This window comes from Muriventricola aceti (assembly GCF_025567565.1).
Lineage (GTDB): Bacteria > Bacillota > Clostridia > Oscillospirales > Oscillospiraceae > Lawsonibacter > Lawsonibacter aceti.
Window position 1 is genome coordinate 30,719 of the sequence record NZ_JAOQKF010000010.1, and the last position, 16,116, is coordinate 46,834.

General features: G+C 54.9%; 14 protein-coding genes. All 14 read left to right on the plus strand.

Annotation, left to right across the window (positions count from 1 at the left end):
* The coding region (locus OCV64_RS11375; RefSeq protein ID WP_262670073.1) for a hypothetical protein at positions 1–459 on the plus strand (459 nt) is incomplete at its 5' end.
* Positions 460–473: 14 nt separating this feature from the next.
* Positions 474–884: a DUF6966 domain-containing protein gene (locus OCV64_RS11380; protein ID WP_262670074.1), complete on the plus strand. Its 411-nt coding sequence runs from the start codon at positions 474–476 to the stop codon at positions 882–884.
* 11 nt (positions 885–895) lie between these two features.
* On the plus strand, positions 896–1,192 hold the full coding sequence (locus OCV64_RS11385) for a hypothetical protein (protein ID WP_243201020.1): 297 nt from the start codon (positions 896–898) through the stop codon (positions 1,190–1,192).
* A 672-nt stretch (positions 1,193–1,864) separates the two neighbouring features.
* Positions 1,865–2,839, plus strand: a complete 975-nt coding sequence (locus OCV64_RS16205; RefSeq protein ID WP_394803836.1) for a hypothetical protein — start codon at positions 1,865–1,867, stop codon at positions 2,837–2,839.
* Positions 2,840–2,854: 15 nt separating this feature from the next.
* Complete coding sequence (locus tag OCV64_RS11395) at positions 2,855–3,223, plus strand: hypothetical protein (RefSeq protein WP_240287984.1); 369 nt, start codon at positions 2,855–2,857, stop codon at positions 3,221–3,223.
* A 13-nt stretch (positions 3,224–3,236) separates the two neighbouring features.
* Positions 3,237–4,085, plus strand: a complete 849-nt coding sequence (locus OCV64_RS11400; protein ID WP_262670076.1) for a hypothetical protein — start codon at positions 3,237–3,239, stop codon at positions 4,083–4,085.
* A 25-nt stretch (positions 4,086–4,110) separates the two neighbouring features.
* Entirely contained in the window at positions 4,111–4,461 is a 351-nt protein-coding gene (locus tag OCV64_RS11405) for a DUF6547 family protein (protein WP_186853066.1), read from the plus strand.
* 15 nt (positions 4,462–4,476) lie between these two features.
* Entirely contained in the window at positions 4,477–11,703 is a 7,227-nt protein-coding gene (locus OCV64_RS11410; protein WP_262670077.1) for an immunity protein Imm33 domain-containing protein, read from the plus strand.
* Between the two features lie 45 nt (positions 11,704–11,748).
* On the plus strand, positions 11,749–12,522 hold the full coding sequence (locus OCV64_RS11415; protein ID WP_262670078.1) for a hypothetical protein: 774 nt from the start codon (positions 11,749–11,751) through the stop codon (positions 12,520–12,522).
* A 73-nt stretch (positions 12,523–12,595) separates the two neighbouring features.
* Complete coding sequence (locus OCV64_RS11420; protein WP_262670079.1) at positions 12,596–13,459, plus strand: CbrC family protein; 864 nt, start codon at positions 12,596–12,598, stop codon at positions 13,457–13,459.
* A gap of 28 nt (positions 13,460–13,487) precedes the next feature.
* Positions 13,488–13,766 (plus strand): Imm32 family immunity protein, encoded by a 279-nt coding sequence (locus OCV64_RS11425; RefSeq protein WP_262670080.1) that lies wholly within the window; start codon positions 13,488–13,490, stop codon positions 13,764–13,766.
* Positions 13,763–14,875 (plus strand): hypothetical protein, encoded by a 1,113-nt coding sequence (locus OCV64_RS11430; protein WP_262670081.1) that lies wholly within the window; start codon positions 13,763–13,765, stop codon positions 14,873–14,875. The genes OCV64_RS11425 and OCV64_RS11430 overlap by 4 nt, the downstream gene beginning before the upstream one ends.
* A gap of 16 nt (positions 14,876–14,891) precedes the next feature.
* On the plus strand, positions 14,892–15,326 hold the full coding sequence (locus OCV64_RS11435; protein WP_147571326.1) for a hypothetical protein: 435 nt from the start codon (positions 14,892–14,894) through the stop codon (positions 15,324–15,326).
* Positions 15,327–15,351: 25 nt separating this feature from the next.
* Entirely contained in the window at positions 15,352–16,101 is a 750-nt protein-coding gene (locus tag OCV64_RS11440) for an SMI1/KNR4 family protein (RefSeq protein ID WP_262670082.1), read from the plus strand.
* Positions 16,102–16,116: the final 15 nt, after the last annotated feature.

A 16,116-nucleotide genomic window follows, 5' to 3' on the forward strand; every position in this document is an offset into this window, starting at 1 on the left:
CCGTACAACGGGCCGCTTCGGGAAGGCGTCAAGCCGGACAGCGCAAATGGATGGTATCCCCGTGAGGACTTTGCAGACGCTGAGGAACGCACCACCTGGTTCTCTCCTGATAAAATCTGGACAAACTGCGGCAACAAAGTTCTGGATGTCAATATTGACGCTGCCAATGTAAGCGAGAGCATCACCCCCAGAGAATACGCAAACTTGCTGTTCGATGGGATTGGGGCAGCATTGGTGTTTAACTTCAAAAGGCTCAAGCGCGAGGAGTTTGATGGGCTGAAACCCAAGATCGACTGGAGCATGGTAGAAAGCTTCCCCTTCCCTGCATCCTTTGAGGAGCAGCAGTACATTGGGGACGAAGGCAAAATTCATGTGTATACCTGGGATGACAGACAGGAAACAACCCTTGTAGGCCCTTATTCCGTGCGGGAATTGTATCTGGAACATTTCGGAAAATAGTTGGGAGGAATCTGATGAAACAGACAGATATTTATACCGAAGCTCTGATCTGTCTGCACTCCATCCTTCTGGCAGATCATCCGGAATTCAAAAACTGGATTGACTGGCTGGAGCGGGATATTGAGGACTGGACCCAGCGGCGGGAGGTCGCCCACCATCTTCAGGCATACGGCGGCATGGGTTCCTTCAACGACCTGCCCAGTATGCGTGGAAATCATGACTATATTTTCGACTTTCTCAAGTCCGTGTGCTATGCCTTCGGCCATCTTTATGGCAAACGGGAAGGCATTTCTCCAGAAGCGTTGATGAAAGAATGTGTCCATGATGCCGAACAAGCATCTTATCACCCCCGTAAAGAGCTGAACCAAGCCATTGCCCAGCACTTGATGCAGGGCGATTTGCAAGAGAATCTGGATCGGATGTAGGAGGACAAACGATGGTTCAAGCGTGGCGCAAGGTGAATTTTGGCACTGGAACAGTCACCTTTTTGGATGACACACAAAAAGAAGATATGCTGCAAGTGGAATATCCAAACGGATTTTTGTTGGATATGGGCTGGTATCAGGACAGATACATCATTTCCATCATTCATAATTTTGATTGGACGCATCCAGTCAAGCGGTATGAAGCGGCAGATAGGGATCAACTTCCTGCGCTGTTGACAGAGGCGGCTCACAGTGTAGAACGGGCATCTCAAAATGACAAAGTGGAGAAATGGCGCAAAGAATCGTGAGGTAAGCATATGGCAAAGGACATCAGGGAGTGCCTGCTGGAGCAGGCAAGAAAATTTCATCAGTGGCAGGAAATCACTTATCCCGGAAAAACCACCGAGGAGATCGGCGGTGCATGGGAGGTCGATTACCCTGCGTGGAATGATATATTTGATGCCTTTTGCCATGTGTTGACCCAAATGGATGCAGAAACAGCAGACAGCGTCCTACTGGATGAGATGGTCTATCTGATCGCCAGGGACAACGAAGCGGAGGGGTTTATACAGGAGACCACTTCCCATCCCCAATGGTTCGAGCGCCTCTGCCGCAGGGTCGCAGCCTCCAATGAGAATGAGGCCAAGTGGCAGTTTGCCGCCTATCTGCCGGAATGTCTATGCAGCCAGGAAGTCAAAGACATGATCCTGGACTTTGCAAAGGACACCAATGAATATGTGAGCCGTCGGGCGCTTTTGGCGATGCCCGCTCTGCGTCCTGACTGTGTGAAACAGTTCGCTCCGCTGTTTTGGGAGCGGAACTGTTACTCTCCTGAACTTCAGGAATACCAGCGGATCGCCGTTCTGGTCTCGCTGGACGCCATCCATTCCGACCTGCTTCCACAATACTTGGAACAGGCCAAGCAGGATGGTCGGCGCTATCTGCTGGAACACGCAAAACGAATCGAAGGAGGACTTGCTATGAACGAAAAACTGTCCCGTCCCCAATTCAATCAAATGAAAACCACCGAGAAGCAGGCGCTGATGGAAAGCCTGGCTGCTCGTTATACTATGACCTTTCTCGGTCTACATACTTTTGACCGCTGGGGCCAGAGCTGCACCACCGGTATCTTCGAGAAAGATGGCCGGGAGTTCGTCTTTGTCCCCGGCGACACCGTCACCCTGGGCTGGGAGCAGTTTGCCGAGGGACTGAATCAGGAGAGCCGGGAGGAATTGGAGTATCTGTTTCGGGAATGGGAAATGGAACCGCAGAACCCGGAGGAGATGATCCGGGAAAGCATGGCCCCTGTTCGGCAGGCGGCCATTGGCCCCATGCTGGTGGGCCGGGAGCTGGAGGAACTCTGCTGGGAGCCGGTCAAGATAGACGATCCCAGACTGACCGCCCACCCTGACTGGCTGAAGGAGTTCCGTGAGTTTGCCTGGAGTGACAGCAGCAGTCTTACCTTGCATCAGTCGGCTCGCATAGAACGGACAGAAGATGGATTTCAGGCCTGGATCTATAACCGCACAGACTACGATGCGCTTCTTGCCGGGCTGGAACAGCAGGGGCTTTCGCTGCCCACGGCGGACGAGTGGGCCTACCTGTGTGGCGGCGGGTGCCGCACCCTGTTCCCCTGGGGGGATGGAATGGACTACTCCATGCACCTGCACCACTTTGAAAGCCCAGAGGATGAGGACAAACCCTTCGATATGGAGGAACCCAACTTCTTCGGAGTGTCCATCGCCTACGATCCCTATATGCGGGAGGTCGTGAAGGCCGAGCAGTTTACCACCTGCGGCGGTGACGGCGGGCGCAGCGTCTGCGGCGGACTTGGAATCTTTCTCGGTTTCCTGCCCTGTTCTCCCCACTGTAAGCCGGAAGTGCAGGAGGACAATGAACTAAACGGAGATTATGACTTTTATCGGCCCATTATCCGGGTGGAGTTTGATGGATAGACCGGAGTGATACGAATGGAAAAAGAGAATCTTGTTTGCCCCTCCTGTGGTCAGTTGGCGGCACAGATGAAGGAGGACGGCAGCATCTCCCACCGCCAATATGACCAACTTCTCCAGAAACTCATGGAACTGGAGCGGCAAGGTGACATGGAACTGTTCGCCGGTGACTGCCCACTGGAGGATACCGGCGCGGTGCTGGACGCTGAACAGCACTATACCGCCTGCCACTATATGCAGTGCCGCAGCTGCGGAGCCCTCTACTTTGTGGGAGCCTGTATCCGGGGTGCGCCGGTCTTTCGGCAGGTGGCAGACATCAGAAAGGAAAAACTGGACACCCGGCTGTGGGGCCGATGTGGAACCTACTACTTACAGAAAAAAGACTGAAGGAGGTATCAACATGGATGTCGTGAAACTTCCCAAGAAAGTCCGCATGGTCTGCTATGAGATCATGGATGGCAAAGAAGGGGCCTTGGACACTCTGGAATCCTTTGCGGATAAATACCCCCATCAGATAGCGGCGGTCAAGGCCGAGGTCGCCTATTTCAACATGGACTATGAAAAGGCGCTGGCTTTGGATCTGACCATCCTTCCCTGGCTGGAGGAGTGGTATTACAGTAATGTGAGCGATGAACACATGATCGCCATGACGGTGGCCGCCATCCAGCTCCACCGGGAGCAGGAGCTGATCGAGGCGCTGACGAAGGAACAGGCGCGCATCCGGGCTGAGAACGGCCTTCCCCAGCGGGTTCGGTTCTGTGACATCCTGATGGATTACCTCAAGCGGGGCGTTATGCCCTTTGCAGACAACGACAAGAACTACCCCTACCATGAACCGGAGGAACCACAGACAAAGGAGCAGCTCTGGGCAAAGCTGGCGGAGCAGCATAAAAAGCTCTCGCCGGACGATCCCGATGCCAGGCGGAAGCTCTATAACTACTGCTGTATGTTCGGAACCGCCAGGGATGCCGTAGATTTCTTTGAGGAGATTCAGGGCGTGCCCCTGGCTGACTCCTCCTATCGGGACGCAATCGCCCGCTATCTCTATCTGGGCGAACGGGAGAAGGCGGTCCAGACAGCGGAGCGGTTGGCAACATCGCGGCTGTGGGCGGTTGCCGGGCCGACCCAGGTGCGTCCTATGTCTTTCTTTGAGGACCCGAACTTGCGGGAGTTCTTGCTGGAACCGGAATCCCTCCGGCGCATCCGGGAGGCTGCAATCATTGATGACGGGAACTTAATCCGAAAGTAAATTACTTGGGAATGGAGGATTTAACATGAGTAAGGAACTTGAACTATATAAAGCATTTATCGACGGTCTTGTGGAGCGGAAGGATAGCATAACGGCCCGGTGGGTCAAGGGGGATGGCTTTCCCAAGACGGAGGACAATAAGACGAAAAACGATTTTTTAGCCACACTGACCCCAGAACAGAAAGGTATAATAACCGAGATGCTTCAGGACGAACATATTGCGGGTATCCACAATACCCTTGCATATATCAATGAGATGATGGATCTGGAGGGGCTGGAGCTTCATCAGGACGGTGAATCCTATCCCAACGACTATTTTGAGAGCCTGCACTATGACTTCATCAGCCGTTGCGACGGCGATGAGTGGCCGGAATAATAGGAGGTGTGACAAATGTATATCAAAAAATACTGGGGCAGCTTTATTGGCGGTTCCGATGACAGTCTGAACCTTGTGGCATTTTTAGAGGACCAGAAAAAGGAGGAGATCCCCCTCAGCGAGATTTTTGCGAAGATCGGTCTGGACAAACAGAACTGGGACTTCCGCCAGACCTTGGAGTATCTGGAGTTCACCCACTCCAATGGCGTAGAGATGGACTTTCACTTCGCCATTGATGTAGTCACCGATCTGGCCGCCGTCCTGCTGGAGTGCAGCATCAGCGGCGGCGTAGACCTCCACGACCTGGATTCGTACCACACCCCCCATCGCCGCATCCGCGTCACCGCCACGCCGGAGGAGCACGACGCCATGAACAAGGCCCTGGCGGATTTTGCGCAGAACCCGCTGGAATATGACCTCAGTGAGATGATGGACGACGAGGAAATCCAGGAGATGGCTCGGGATGTGGAGGCCCTGCGGAAGGAGCTGTATGAGTCCGCCGGCCGCAACCGCAGCTACCATGTGAAAGCGGAGGATGTGAAACATCTGCTTCCCGACTGGGAGGGCGCCGATGGCTGCATCGCCACCAACCGTATCACGGTGGAGGGCTGCAAGGTTGGCTACTGCTACCGTGAGGAGCCGGACGGCGACTGGGACAGCGGCTGGCGCTTCACCGCTGGTGACGAGAGCGAGGCGTACATGGACGACCCCAACAATGCCGGGATCTACAAGCTGAATACGATCTGCAACGACGATCCCGACATCATCCCTCTGCTGAACACCCCCGCTCCCTGCGCCTTTGAGCGGGATGAGCATGGTGTGTTCCAGCAGATCAAAGACTGGAAACCGGATGAGGACAAGGAGGACCCTGATATGGACATTTTGAAGCAGTGCCAGAAGTGGCATGAGGAGGACAAACACCAGAAAATCGTTGACGCGCTGGAGGCCATTCCTGCCGAGGATCGTACCCCGGAAATCGATATGGAGCTGGCGCGAGCCTACAACAATCTGGCGGACCACAGCAAGCCGGAGGGCAGAAAGCTGCTGCAAAAGGCATTGGAACTGATGCGATCCCACGAGGAGGAACTGGGAGATACTTATTCCTGGAATTTCCGCATGGGCTATGCCTATTATTATCTGGATCAGGAGGGCCGTGCTCTGCGGTATTTTGAAAAAGCGCTGGAACTGCATCCCGGTGATGATCCGAAACTCAACACCCGACAGGACATGGAGGAACTGATCAACTCGTGCAAGAAGGGCATCTCTCTGCCGCAGTTTTGGGAGTGCTTCCGGGAGCGGACAGAGGACTGGTGGGAAACCTTTGCCGAGATGGAAGCAGAATTGCGCCAGATGATGGACGAGGACAAAGACCATACCCGCGGCGCAGAACTCGTGGCCCAAATGCAGGAAACCCTGAATTTGGTTTTTGACGAGATTTCCTTCGAGATGGGCTTCAACGGCGAAAAGCATGAGCTGATCCTCACCCCGGAGGGGGATAAGGTCAAGCTGTTTGAGCTGGTCTATTTCCAGAAGCACGCCCCCAAGGAGGTGCTGGAGCACTGGAATATCCTTGTGGGCCGTCAGCCCTTCCAGAACATCGGCCTGCGCACCGAGGATGGCTGGGAGATTTCCGGAGAGGATGTGCAGATCTGGCTGGAGGAGCAGGGTGAAAACAGCTTCGCCATCTCCGCCTACTGTGAAAAGCTGCTGCCTATGCTTCGGGAGGAGGAAGGCCGGGCCTGGTGGATGCTCACCACTCTCACCGATCAGGTGCTGGGCGAGATCCCCCACATGAGATACATAGACAGCTTTGATGTGCTGGAGGAACCCAAGGCAGAGCCGTCCTTCCTCCTGTCCCAGCTGCCCGACAAACTGCGGGAGCAGGGCCTGGAGCTCTCCACCGATCCGGAAGCCTATCTGGAGAGCTATCTTGGCTACGAAATGAAACCCAAGCAGGACCCGGACGCTGACTGGCGGCTGGATGTGATGGCCGGTTCCACCTGCTGTGTGCCCCTGATCAACGGCTATCTGAATGCCGACAATGATTTTATGGACGATCTCCATGCCGACGGCGCGGTGGCGGGCTTCTTCTGCTATCCTCTGGATACCCTGCGGGAGGAGGAAGGAACGGAGAAGATCTTCGACTTCCGGGACAAGCTGGAGGAAGTGCTCACCGCCGGGGACGGCCCGGAGGTGCTCACCCTCACCGGCGGAGCCACCGGCCTCTACTGCGGCTATGTGGACTTCATCGCCTGGGACATCCGAGAGGCACTGAACATGGCGAAAGCGTTCTTTGAGGACAGCGACATCCCCTGGGCCAGCTTCCACACCTTCCGCCGTGAGGCAGGTACAGTGAGCCTGAAAACGCCGCCCGAGGAGCCGGATGACAAGGAAGAGGAGGACGAATTGGACGAAACCCTGACAGGCATGGACTATATCCCTTACACCCCCCAGAACGCCGAAGCATTCTTCACTCAGCTGGAGCAGTGGAACGATGAGGACGAGTACACCCGCTGTATTCAGGCATTGAATGCCATCCCGAAGGACTGGCGGAACTACCGCACCGCCTACGCCCTGGCCCGGGCGCTGGAAAACTATGCCATCATCGGGGACCATGACGAGGGCACCCCCAACTACAAGGGGGACAAGGCCCTGCTGCGGGCCATCGAAGTATTGGAGTCCGTCCGGGAGGAGGGCCAGGACAAGGCGGAGTGGAATATGCGGATGGCCTATGGCTATCAGTATCTCCACGCGTGTGAGGAAAAGGCCATCCCCTACGCCCAGCGTTGGGCGGAGCTGGACCCAGAGGACGAAAATGCCCCGGCGGTGATCCGGGAGTGTAAGGCAGAGATTCGGAAACGCCAGCGCAGCCGGAACAAGAAGGCCAAATTCGTGCCTGGTGATACTCCATTTGAGGGCTTCGACCTCACCAACTTCTGGGATGATAATTGGTATGCACTGAAAGAATATGTCAGTGACCCGCCTTCCGATGAGCTGATTGCCAGCGTGGAGGAGGAACTGGGCTACAAGCTGCCCGCCGCCTACATCTGGCTGATGAAGCAGCACAACGGCGGCATCCCAGTGAACACCTGCTATCCCTGCGATGAGCCCACCTGCTGGGCAGATGACCATGTGGCCATCACCGGCATTTTCGGCATCGGGCGTGAAAAGAGCTGCTCCCTCTGCGGAGAGCTGGGCAGCCAGTTTATGATCGATGAGTGGGAGTATCCCGCCATCGGCGTGGCCATCTGCGACTGTCCCAGCGCCGGACACGATATGATTTTTCTGGACTACCGGGCCTGCGGCCCCCAGGGAGAGCCTGCGGTGGTCCATGTAGATCAGGAAAATGACTATAAAATCACCCATCTGGCAGACAGCTTTGAGGAATTTATCCGGGGCCTGGAACATGAATCCCTGTATGATCCGGATAAAGAAGATACAGACGATCTCGACGAGGAAGATGACGCTGACGGGGAGGAAAACAGCCACACAGGCGTCTTCACCGGCTTTGTCCTCCTGTCCAAGGCAGAATGGGATAAAGAGCAGTTCATCCGGGACATGAAGGAAAAGTGGGACATCACCGTGGATGAATACGACGCCAGCGAGGAAAAGGACGATGACGCCCTGGTGTTTGAAGTAGGCGATATGCTGGCCGCCGTCAGCCTGGCCTCCTCTCCTATCCCCGGTGGTGAGGCTGAGGTAAATGCGGAAAACAACTATATGTGGGAGGATGCAGTCCAAGTGGCCAAGGAACACCGTGGCCACATCATGGTAGCGGTTCTGGGCAAGGAGGAGAAAGTTCTGGAGAAGGGCAAGCTGTTCACCAAGATGGTGGCCGCCTGCTGCCGCCAGAAATATGCCACCGGCATCTACACCAGCGGCGTGGTATTTGAGCCCCGGTTCTATGAGGGTTTTGCCGATATGCTCAAAGAGGACGAACTGCCCATCTTCAACTGGGTCTGGTTCGGTCTGTACCAGAGCGAGGGCGGCTTGAACGGCTACACCTACGGTATGGATGTGTTCGGCAAGGAGGAGATGGAGGTGCTGAATGCCGACGCTGAGCCGGGGGATCTGCGGGACTTTTTGGCCAGCCTTGCCTCCTATGTGCTGGCGTGTGATGTCACGCTGAAGGATGGCGAAACCATCGGCTTTTCCGCGGATGATAAGCACACCATCACCCGCAGCCCCGGAGTCTCTCTGCCGGAGGAGCAGATGACCCTGAAAATCAGCTGGGAGCCGCTGGATGACGGCCCGGATGATGACGGCGGGGACGGTCCGGAGGGTGAAGGACCTCAGGATGAGGAGCCCGGCCAGCCCGAGACAGGTTCCCTCCTTTCAGCGGAGGATATCGAAGTTTTGGAGTCCTTTGATGACGGTGCATCGGGCTATTTCGGGAAAATGATTCAGTGGCTGGATAACTTTATTGAACAAGGCATTCAGGAAGGAAGATTTACAGAACAACAGGCCCGTCAGGATCTTCAAATCGCCCTGTGGTACTCCTTCGCTTACAACAATCTGGACTCCTACCGCTGCTACTGCAAGGCAGCGGAGTGGATGAAGGACTCGGAACAGAACGCCAAAGGCTGTGCCACTTGGTACTACCGCTACTCTGTGGCCCTCATGTTCTGCGGAAGGCTGGAAGAAGCCATGGAATATGCTGAAAAAGGCGCTCGGGAGGAACCAGACTACCCCTGGGTGTGGCTTCAGGTGGGCAAGCTGCGGGCCCACTTTGGAGATAAAGCCGGGGCTTTGGAGGCGGTGGAGCGGGGCCTTGCCATAGAACCCGGAGACCACGAATTTACCGTCTTACGGGAAGAGATCGAAACCGGTGCCACCCTGGAACAGATGGAGTATCACTGGATCAACCCGGATCTGGATCGGAAACTCCAGATGGGGTTGGATGAGGACGCTGATGACAAGCAGCGCTCCATTTCCTGCATCACGGTCAGTCAGAAGGGGCTGGAGGACTTCTGGAAGATATTCGGCCCTAAGCCGGAGGAATACGAACCAAATAATCCCTTCACCCATTTCCCTTACAAGAATATGGATCTGGTATTCCAGATGAACGAGGGCGGCATGTCCAAACTGAGCCCAGAATGGCTGTGGAAACTAAAAGGTTGGCTGGATAGCGGGGACTGGCTGGAGCGAAAACACCCGGACGGCAGGGTTGCCCGCCTGGACACAGTATTGGTTGGGCTGGACTGCCGCATCGGTCTTCTTTACAAGTTGACGGATCAGGAGGAATACTTCCAAATTTTTATCAATCCAGATGGCACGGAGCAGACAGACACCCTCTGGTCCTCGGAAGGAGGCAGCCAGCCCGAGGTCTACACCGAGGAGGAGATGGAGGCCGTCGAGGGGCACATCCAGCAGTATTTCGGCAAGTTCGAGAATGTGTTCCACGAGCTGGTTTCCCCCGACATCCATGTGGACATCTGCGTGGTGCCGCCCTCTGAGGAGCGGGATTACTACACCCTGGTCACCATGGGCATGGGCGCTCACCGGATGAATGTGCCGGAGGAGCTGGCGGAGTACAAGCTGGAGCGGGCGGAGCTGGCCATCGCACTGCCTGCGGACTGGAAACTGGATCAGGAGTCCATGAAAGACGAAAAGTGGTACTGGCCCATCCGTCTGTTAAAATCCCTGGCCCGTCTGCCCATCAACTGTGACAGTTGGTTGGGGCATGGTCATACGGTGGAGAACCGGGAACCATTTGCAGACAACACCAAACTGTGTACTGCTACCCTGATCGGTCCCCAGGGTACGGAGGATGGCTGCGAGGTCTGCACCCTCCCAGGCGGCGAGGAAATCAACTTCTATCAGGTCATCCCGCTTTATGCGGATGAATTGGACTATAAACTGGAACATGATGCAGACGCTCTGCTGAACAAGATGAGGGGGATCAGTTTTGTGGTAAACCCCACCCGCCAGGATGCTGTCACTCGTGGTACCCTTTCCAATAATGATTTTGACGGTGAGATGGACGACGCTTCCTATCACCTTGAGAGCATTGAGGAGAAGGAACTGCCCATTGACCCCATCAATGCTTATAACCACATGGCTATCTACTTGCGCTGGTGCATGGAGCACGACCTGATGGGCGAGGACTTCCTGAAAGAATACAGCGAAGTGGCCAAACAGGTCAAAGCCGACCCTGCTAGCGTGGATCTGCGGGCGTTTATCCGGGATGAGCTGGACGGCTGTCTGTTCTCTGTGCTATTCAATCAGCAAGGCCGCGCCTTTGCGGGCTATTACTACGGAGAGGGCGACAGCCCCTACTATCCCGCCGATGTTGACGACAATGCCCACCGCTTCTTCGGCCCGGAGCGGTATCACTCCGATGAGTTCCGGGATGAAGCCTACCTGTTCATCCCCTTTGATGAGGACTACTACCAGGCTATAGCAGAGGTGATCGAAGAACGCTTCACCAACTGGCAGGGACAGGACTTCGACGAGGACACACTGGAACCCTCCGAACTGGCTGAGGCGTTGATGGAGTATCTGGACTGTGAATGCACCTATTTCCCCTCCATGTCGGACGACGACCCCATCATGTCGGCATACAGTTATGCCAAACGGAAAAGTGTCAAAGAGGGCTTTGTGCCCGTGCTCATCCGGGCGGATGACGAAACGCTGTTGGAGTGCCTGGTGATGAACGCTGACCCGGAGCATGATGCGGATTGCTATGAATTAGACCTCAAAACCGTGGAGGAGTACCGTAAAAAGATGCTCTCCGCCCCCATCAAGGACAGCAAGGCAGTTCTGGAGGAACTGGTCGGCCAGCGTAAAGCGGAGGCCGAGGATGACGATATGGACTGGGATGAGGAAGTCCTGGGCGAGATGGAGGGCGGCTATGACAATGACCGCTTCTCCTGCTATTGGGATTCGGACAGCCACATGACCTATCCTCTCATTCTGGCCAAGATCCCGGTGAAGAACCCCTGGGAGATCTTCGCCTACCTGCCCTTTGGAAACTGGAATGAGTGTCCTGACACCCCGGACCTGATGGCAGTGGCGAAATACTGGTTCGAGCAGCATGGTGCCATCCCAGCCGCCATGAGCCACGATGAACTGGAGTTCCTGCTCCCGGCCCCTGTTTCCCAGGAACAGGCTATGGAAGTTGCCGCAGAGCAGTACGGCTTCTGCCCGGACATCGTGGACCAGGAGCAGGATGACCCCACTGTGGGCAATCTGGCGGATGTCCTGCGGCAGTCCACCGTCTGGTACTTTTGGTGGGATTGATGGGCTGTATCGGAATGACAGAATAGCAACGATAGGAGGAACGTTATGAAAAACTTGCAGATACTGATAATGTGCTGTTTCCTGGTACTGCTGACTGCCTGCGGGCGGGAGGGCGGCGGCACGGCCCAAACCCCTGTTGCTTCAGAGGAGATCACAGAGAGTATCACGCAAATGCCGGATGAACAGGAGAGTGAAGCCATGCCGGAAAATATGGAATTGGGGATCACAGTGAACGACGTCTATTATCCGATTCCGGTTTCTTTGAAGCAGTTAACCGAGGATGGGTGGAAAATCAGCGGGCAGACACCCTATTTCCTGGAGCCGTTTGTGGGTGAAGAGTATTACGAAACGCGGGCAGATTGGTCCCTGACAGAGGATGGGCAGGGGATTTTGCCGGGTGGGTCCATCATCCGGCTCCTGGAAAAAGACGGGGTGTTGTTAGAGGTGACCATTACAAACCAGGTGTCCACAGGGTCGGATACGCCACCTCAAAAAATCGAAGATGGTGTGGTAGATTCTATGGTGGTTTTTTATGATGAGAAACACACCAGCATCAAATTGGATAATCAGGAACTGAACCATGTAACCCAGGATTATTTGATTGAGAGGTATCCTTCCAGTGATGGTTGGACTCATCTTCCCAACACATACAGCGATCATCCAGAGTTTGGGATTTCCACAGAATATACCATCGAAAATGATTTGAACCAGTACAACAACAGTATCGCGATCTATTTCGATTTGGAGAACAGACCGTTCAAAGTAAGTGTATGGAACGAGACCCCTCTGGACCAGGTGGAGCTGCCCCCACAAACATGACGGGCGGACTCATGTTTCCAGAGAGTGGTCTACGGTTTGGTGCTTCTGGTGGGATTGATGGGAGGTACGCCCGATGACAGAATATCAGAAAACCTACATCGAACTAAAAAAGCAGTTCTCCGCAACCGACGGCGGTCCGGACAGTGTCCGCGCTCTCTATGCCTTTAAGGAGGAACTGGAGCAGACCGAGGACCGGCAGGCCAAGGAAGTGCTGGTAGATGTGTATGATCTGCTGGACTTCAAGAAGGATGCCTATGAACTGCTCTGCCAAATCGGCAAGCGCTCCGATAAAAAGACCCTCAAGCGGCTGGGCGTCTTGAAGGACTATGCGGAGAGCTGGGGCAACCACTATGTCATCCCCAAGCCCAAAACACCGGAGGAAAAGCAGAAGGAGAAGGAGCGGCGGGCCCAGCTGGGCCTGCCCACCTTCCGGTATCATCCGGACCCTCTGGAAACCGGCGCTTTTGAGGAGTCCGCAGATGGCGTTGTCTGCGACTGCTGCGGCAAGACGACCCGCATTTTCTATACCAATCCGTTCTTTTCTGTGGAGGAAGTTGCGTATCTGTGTCCGGCGTGTATCGCCAGTGGCGAGGCGGCCCGGAAATATGACGGCAGCTTTCAGGACGATTACTCTGTGGATGATGGTGTAGACGATCCGGAGAAGCTGGACGAGCTGATCCACCGCACCCCCGGCTACTCCGGCTGGCAGCAGGAATATTGGCGCGCCCACTGCGGTGACTACTGCGCCTATCTGGGCCATGTGGGAGCCAGAGAGCTGCGGGCACTGGGTGTGCTGGAGGGGGTGCTGGACGACACCATGTGGGACGAGGAACAGAAGGAACTGATTCAGGAATCCGTCAATGGCGGGCATCTGCAATGCTATCTGTTCCAGTGCCTCCACTGCGGAAAGCACCTGGTCTGGATGGATTTTGATTGAGAAGTTTTCAAAAGGTGGGATACAATCGATGACAACCAAAACACTGACTATTCAATGGAATGAGGAACAACTGCCCATCCTTCCGTTAGAGCCGGAAGCCCACCTCTCCTTTGCCACCCATGATGACGGAAATGAGTTGGAGCTAACAGGAAACCGGGCTAGGCTGCTCCTATTGGCGAAAGCCGCTCTTGGTATGGCGGAAACCATTCGTGAGGATGGATTCCACATCCATCTGGATGACCTGTATAGCATCAACGCCGAGGGAAAAAGCATCCTGATCCGAAAGGAGGAACGGTCAAAGCCATGATGGAAAAAAACTTCCTCAACCCCGCTACAAATAAGCAGTGGCGGATTGAAATTGACGGCCATACCATCCGAACCTGCCCCAATGGCGGGAAGGTCAAGGAGATCCTGTGTGACTCCGCCTTCCAGGTCAAGAGCAAGGCAGCCAGCGCCATGATGGGCCAGATGCGGAAAGGATTCGTCTATCAGAATCCGGACGCCGCTGTTGGGCAGGCGCGGTGCCATCGGTTTGTCGGAAAGGACAGCAACGGCTTCATGCCTCTGGCCGCCGCCCTCACACGGGATGACTTCTTCCTGACGAGGGTGGTGGGAGATTTTGAGGACGAAACCCTCTATCACTTCGACGGCAGCGGAGAGATACTTGAAACGGTCTCTCTGGGTGCCAAGCGGATGACCTATGAGCAGGTCCTCTGCCCCAATGATACTCTGCTGCTGAACAACAGCTATCTTTTGGAGCAGTTCTCCCTCCGCACCCATGCGGTCACCCCCTTTGCCAGCAAGAAAAACAGCATGAAGGCCATGCTGGACCAGAGCGGCGACCTGGCCCTGTGGTACACAGGCGAGGAAATCGTGGTCTTTGACTTTGGCAGCAACACAGAGGTGTGGCGGGAAACGGTAAAATGCAAGAAGTCGAAGAATCCGAATTTTGCCTATTACTGCTTCGGAATGCTCTCGCCCCGTCAAAGCAAAGCGGCCTACCGTGTCACCGAGGGTGAGTATGTGCTGGTCGATTTGAAGTCCGGCCAAAAAGTAGTGATCCCCAATGAGGGCTGGCATCCCTTCTTCTCCCCGGATGACCAGTGCTTCTCGGTGGGCGGCAGGTTCTATCTGACCCAGACCGGAGAGGAGATGACCAATCCTTTCCCGTTTTCTGTCCGGCAAGGGCTGAGTTTTTCAGATACCTGCACGGTGCGGACAAGTGGCAGCCTGATGGCCGTTCAGCAGGAGCGTGGCAGTTCCCCCATAGAGGTGTGGGATACCGGCAGCGGCCAGCTGCTGGCCACCATTGACGACCCCTTTGTGGTGCGGCAGGTGAGTTTTTCCTTTACCAAGAGCGGACTTGTCCTGCACACCGATTATGGGGCCATGAGCATCTATTCCTGCCCCCTCTGAAACGGAGGGATGAACGATGGATCATGAGAGAAAAGAACTTTTGGCACAGAAAAAGGCACAGCTTAAAGTAAAACAGCAAAGAGAAGAGATTCAGCAATACAAAGACCATTTTGCAAAAAGCATCCAACATTTTTCTCAAAAATGCCGGTACGCAGATGAAGCGGAAGCGGTCAAACTTGGAAAATTCATCTCAAAACTCGATTTCGCACAGCCGGGACAACTGTCAATCCAAGAAGTTTGCCCGTACCCCCACGAAAATGTTTACCTGTGCTTTTTGATGGGAACAGAGGCACTGTTTCAAATCTTCATATTCGGAAAATATGATGACATCCTGCGCGATTATGATGAATGGGCGGTTTTCAGCCCCTGCCTGCTGCTTGTGGATGAGGATTTTATTCATTATACTTATATCAACAATGATGGCGAAGTCAAAGAATCACAAGTATCGTGACGGCTGAGAAAGAGAGTATACGCCTATGAACAAAGAAACATTGACGACAAAACTCCTGGACTTGGTCGAGGGGCGGGAAACGCCCGAAAGCTGGCGAGGCTGGTGGGACGAACATGAGACGGAGTTGGAAGCCCTGCTGAGTCGGGGTGAATTTCTGAAGCTGAAGCCCTGCCGGCATGGTTTTCAGTGGGTCCCGGTGTTTGGCAGCCAAAAGGGAGCCATCGCCATTCTGGAAAAGAGCGGCACAGCATTTGAGGCCAGCAATCTCTACCAGGATCGGTATCTGGCTGAGTTGGACGCTTTCTGCAAGGAGCAGGAGCGAGTGCAGCGGGAAAAGCAAAAGGAATTCAAGACCAGCAACCCGGAGCTGTTTCGACGCTACCCCAAGTTCTCCAAGGCGTTGGCAAAGGCGCTGGACCCCTCTGACGAGATCAAGCCCGCCGCCACGGAGGAGCAAATCGGGAATCAAGAAAGCGAGCTGGACTTCACGCTCCCGGCCCAGGTGCGAGAGTTCTTCCTGCTGACCGCTGGCATCCAGGCGTCCGCAGGCGTGACTATTGATTTGTCCGGCCTGTTTGATCTGACCATTCATAGAGAGCGGTATTGCGTGCTGGGCGAGTTCTGGAAAGAAGCGGACGGCGACCAGCTCCTGCTCCGCCCCGGAGAGGAGACTATCTGGTACTACGCCCATGAGCAGGACAAGGTAAAGCGCCTCTGCAATGATATGACAGAACTGCTGGAGAAGAAACTGGCGAGGTATTTCAATGAGCAATAAAAACAGCGCGGTGAT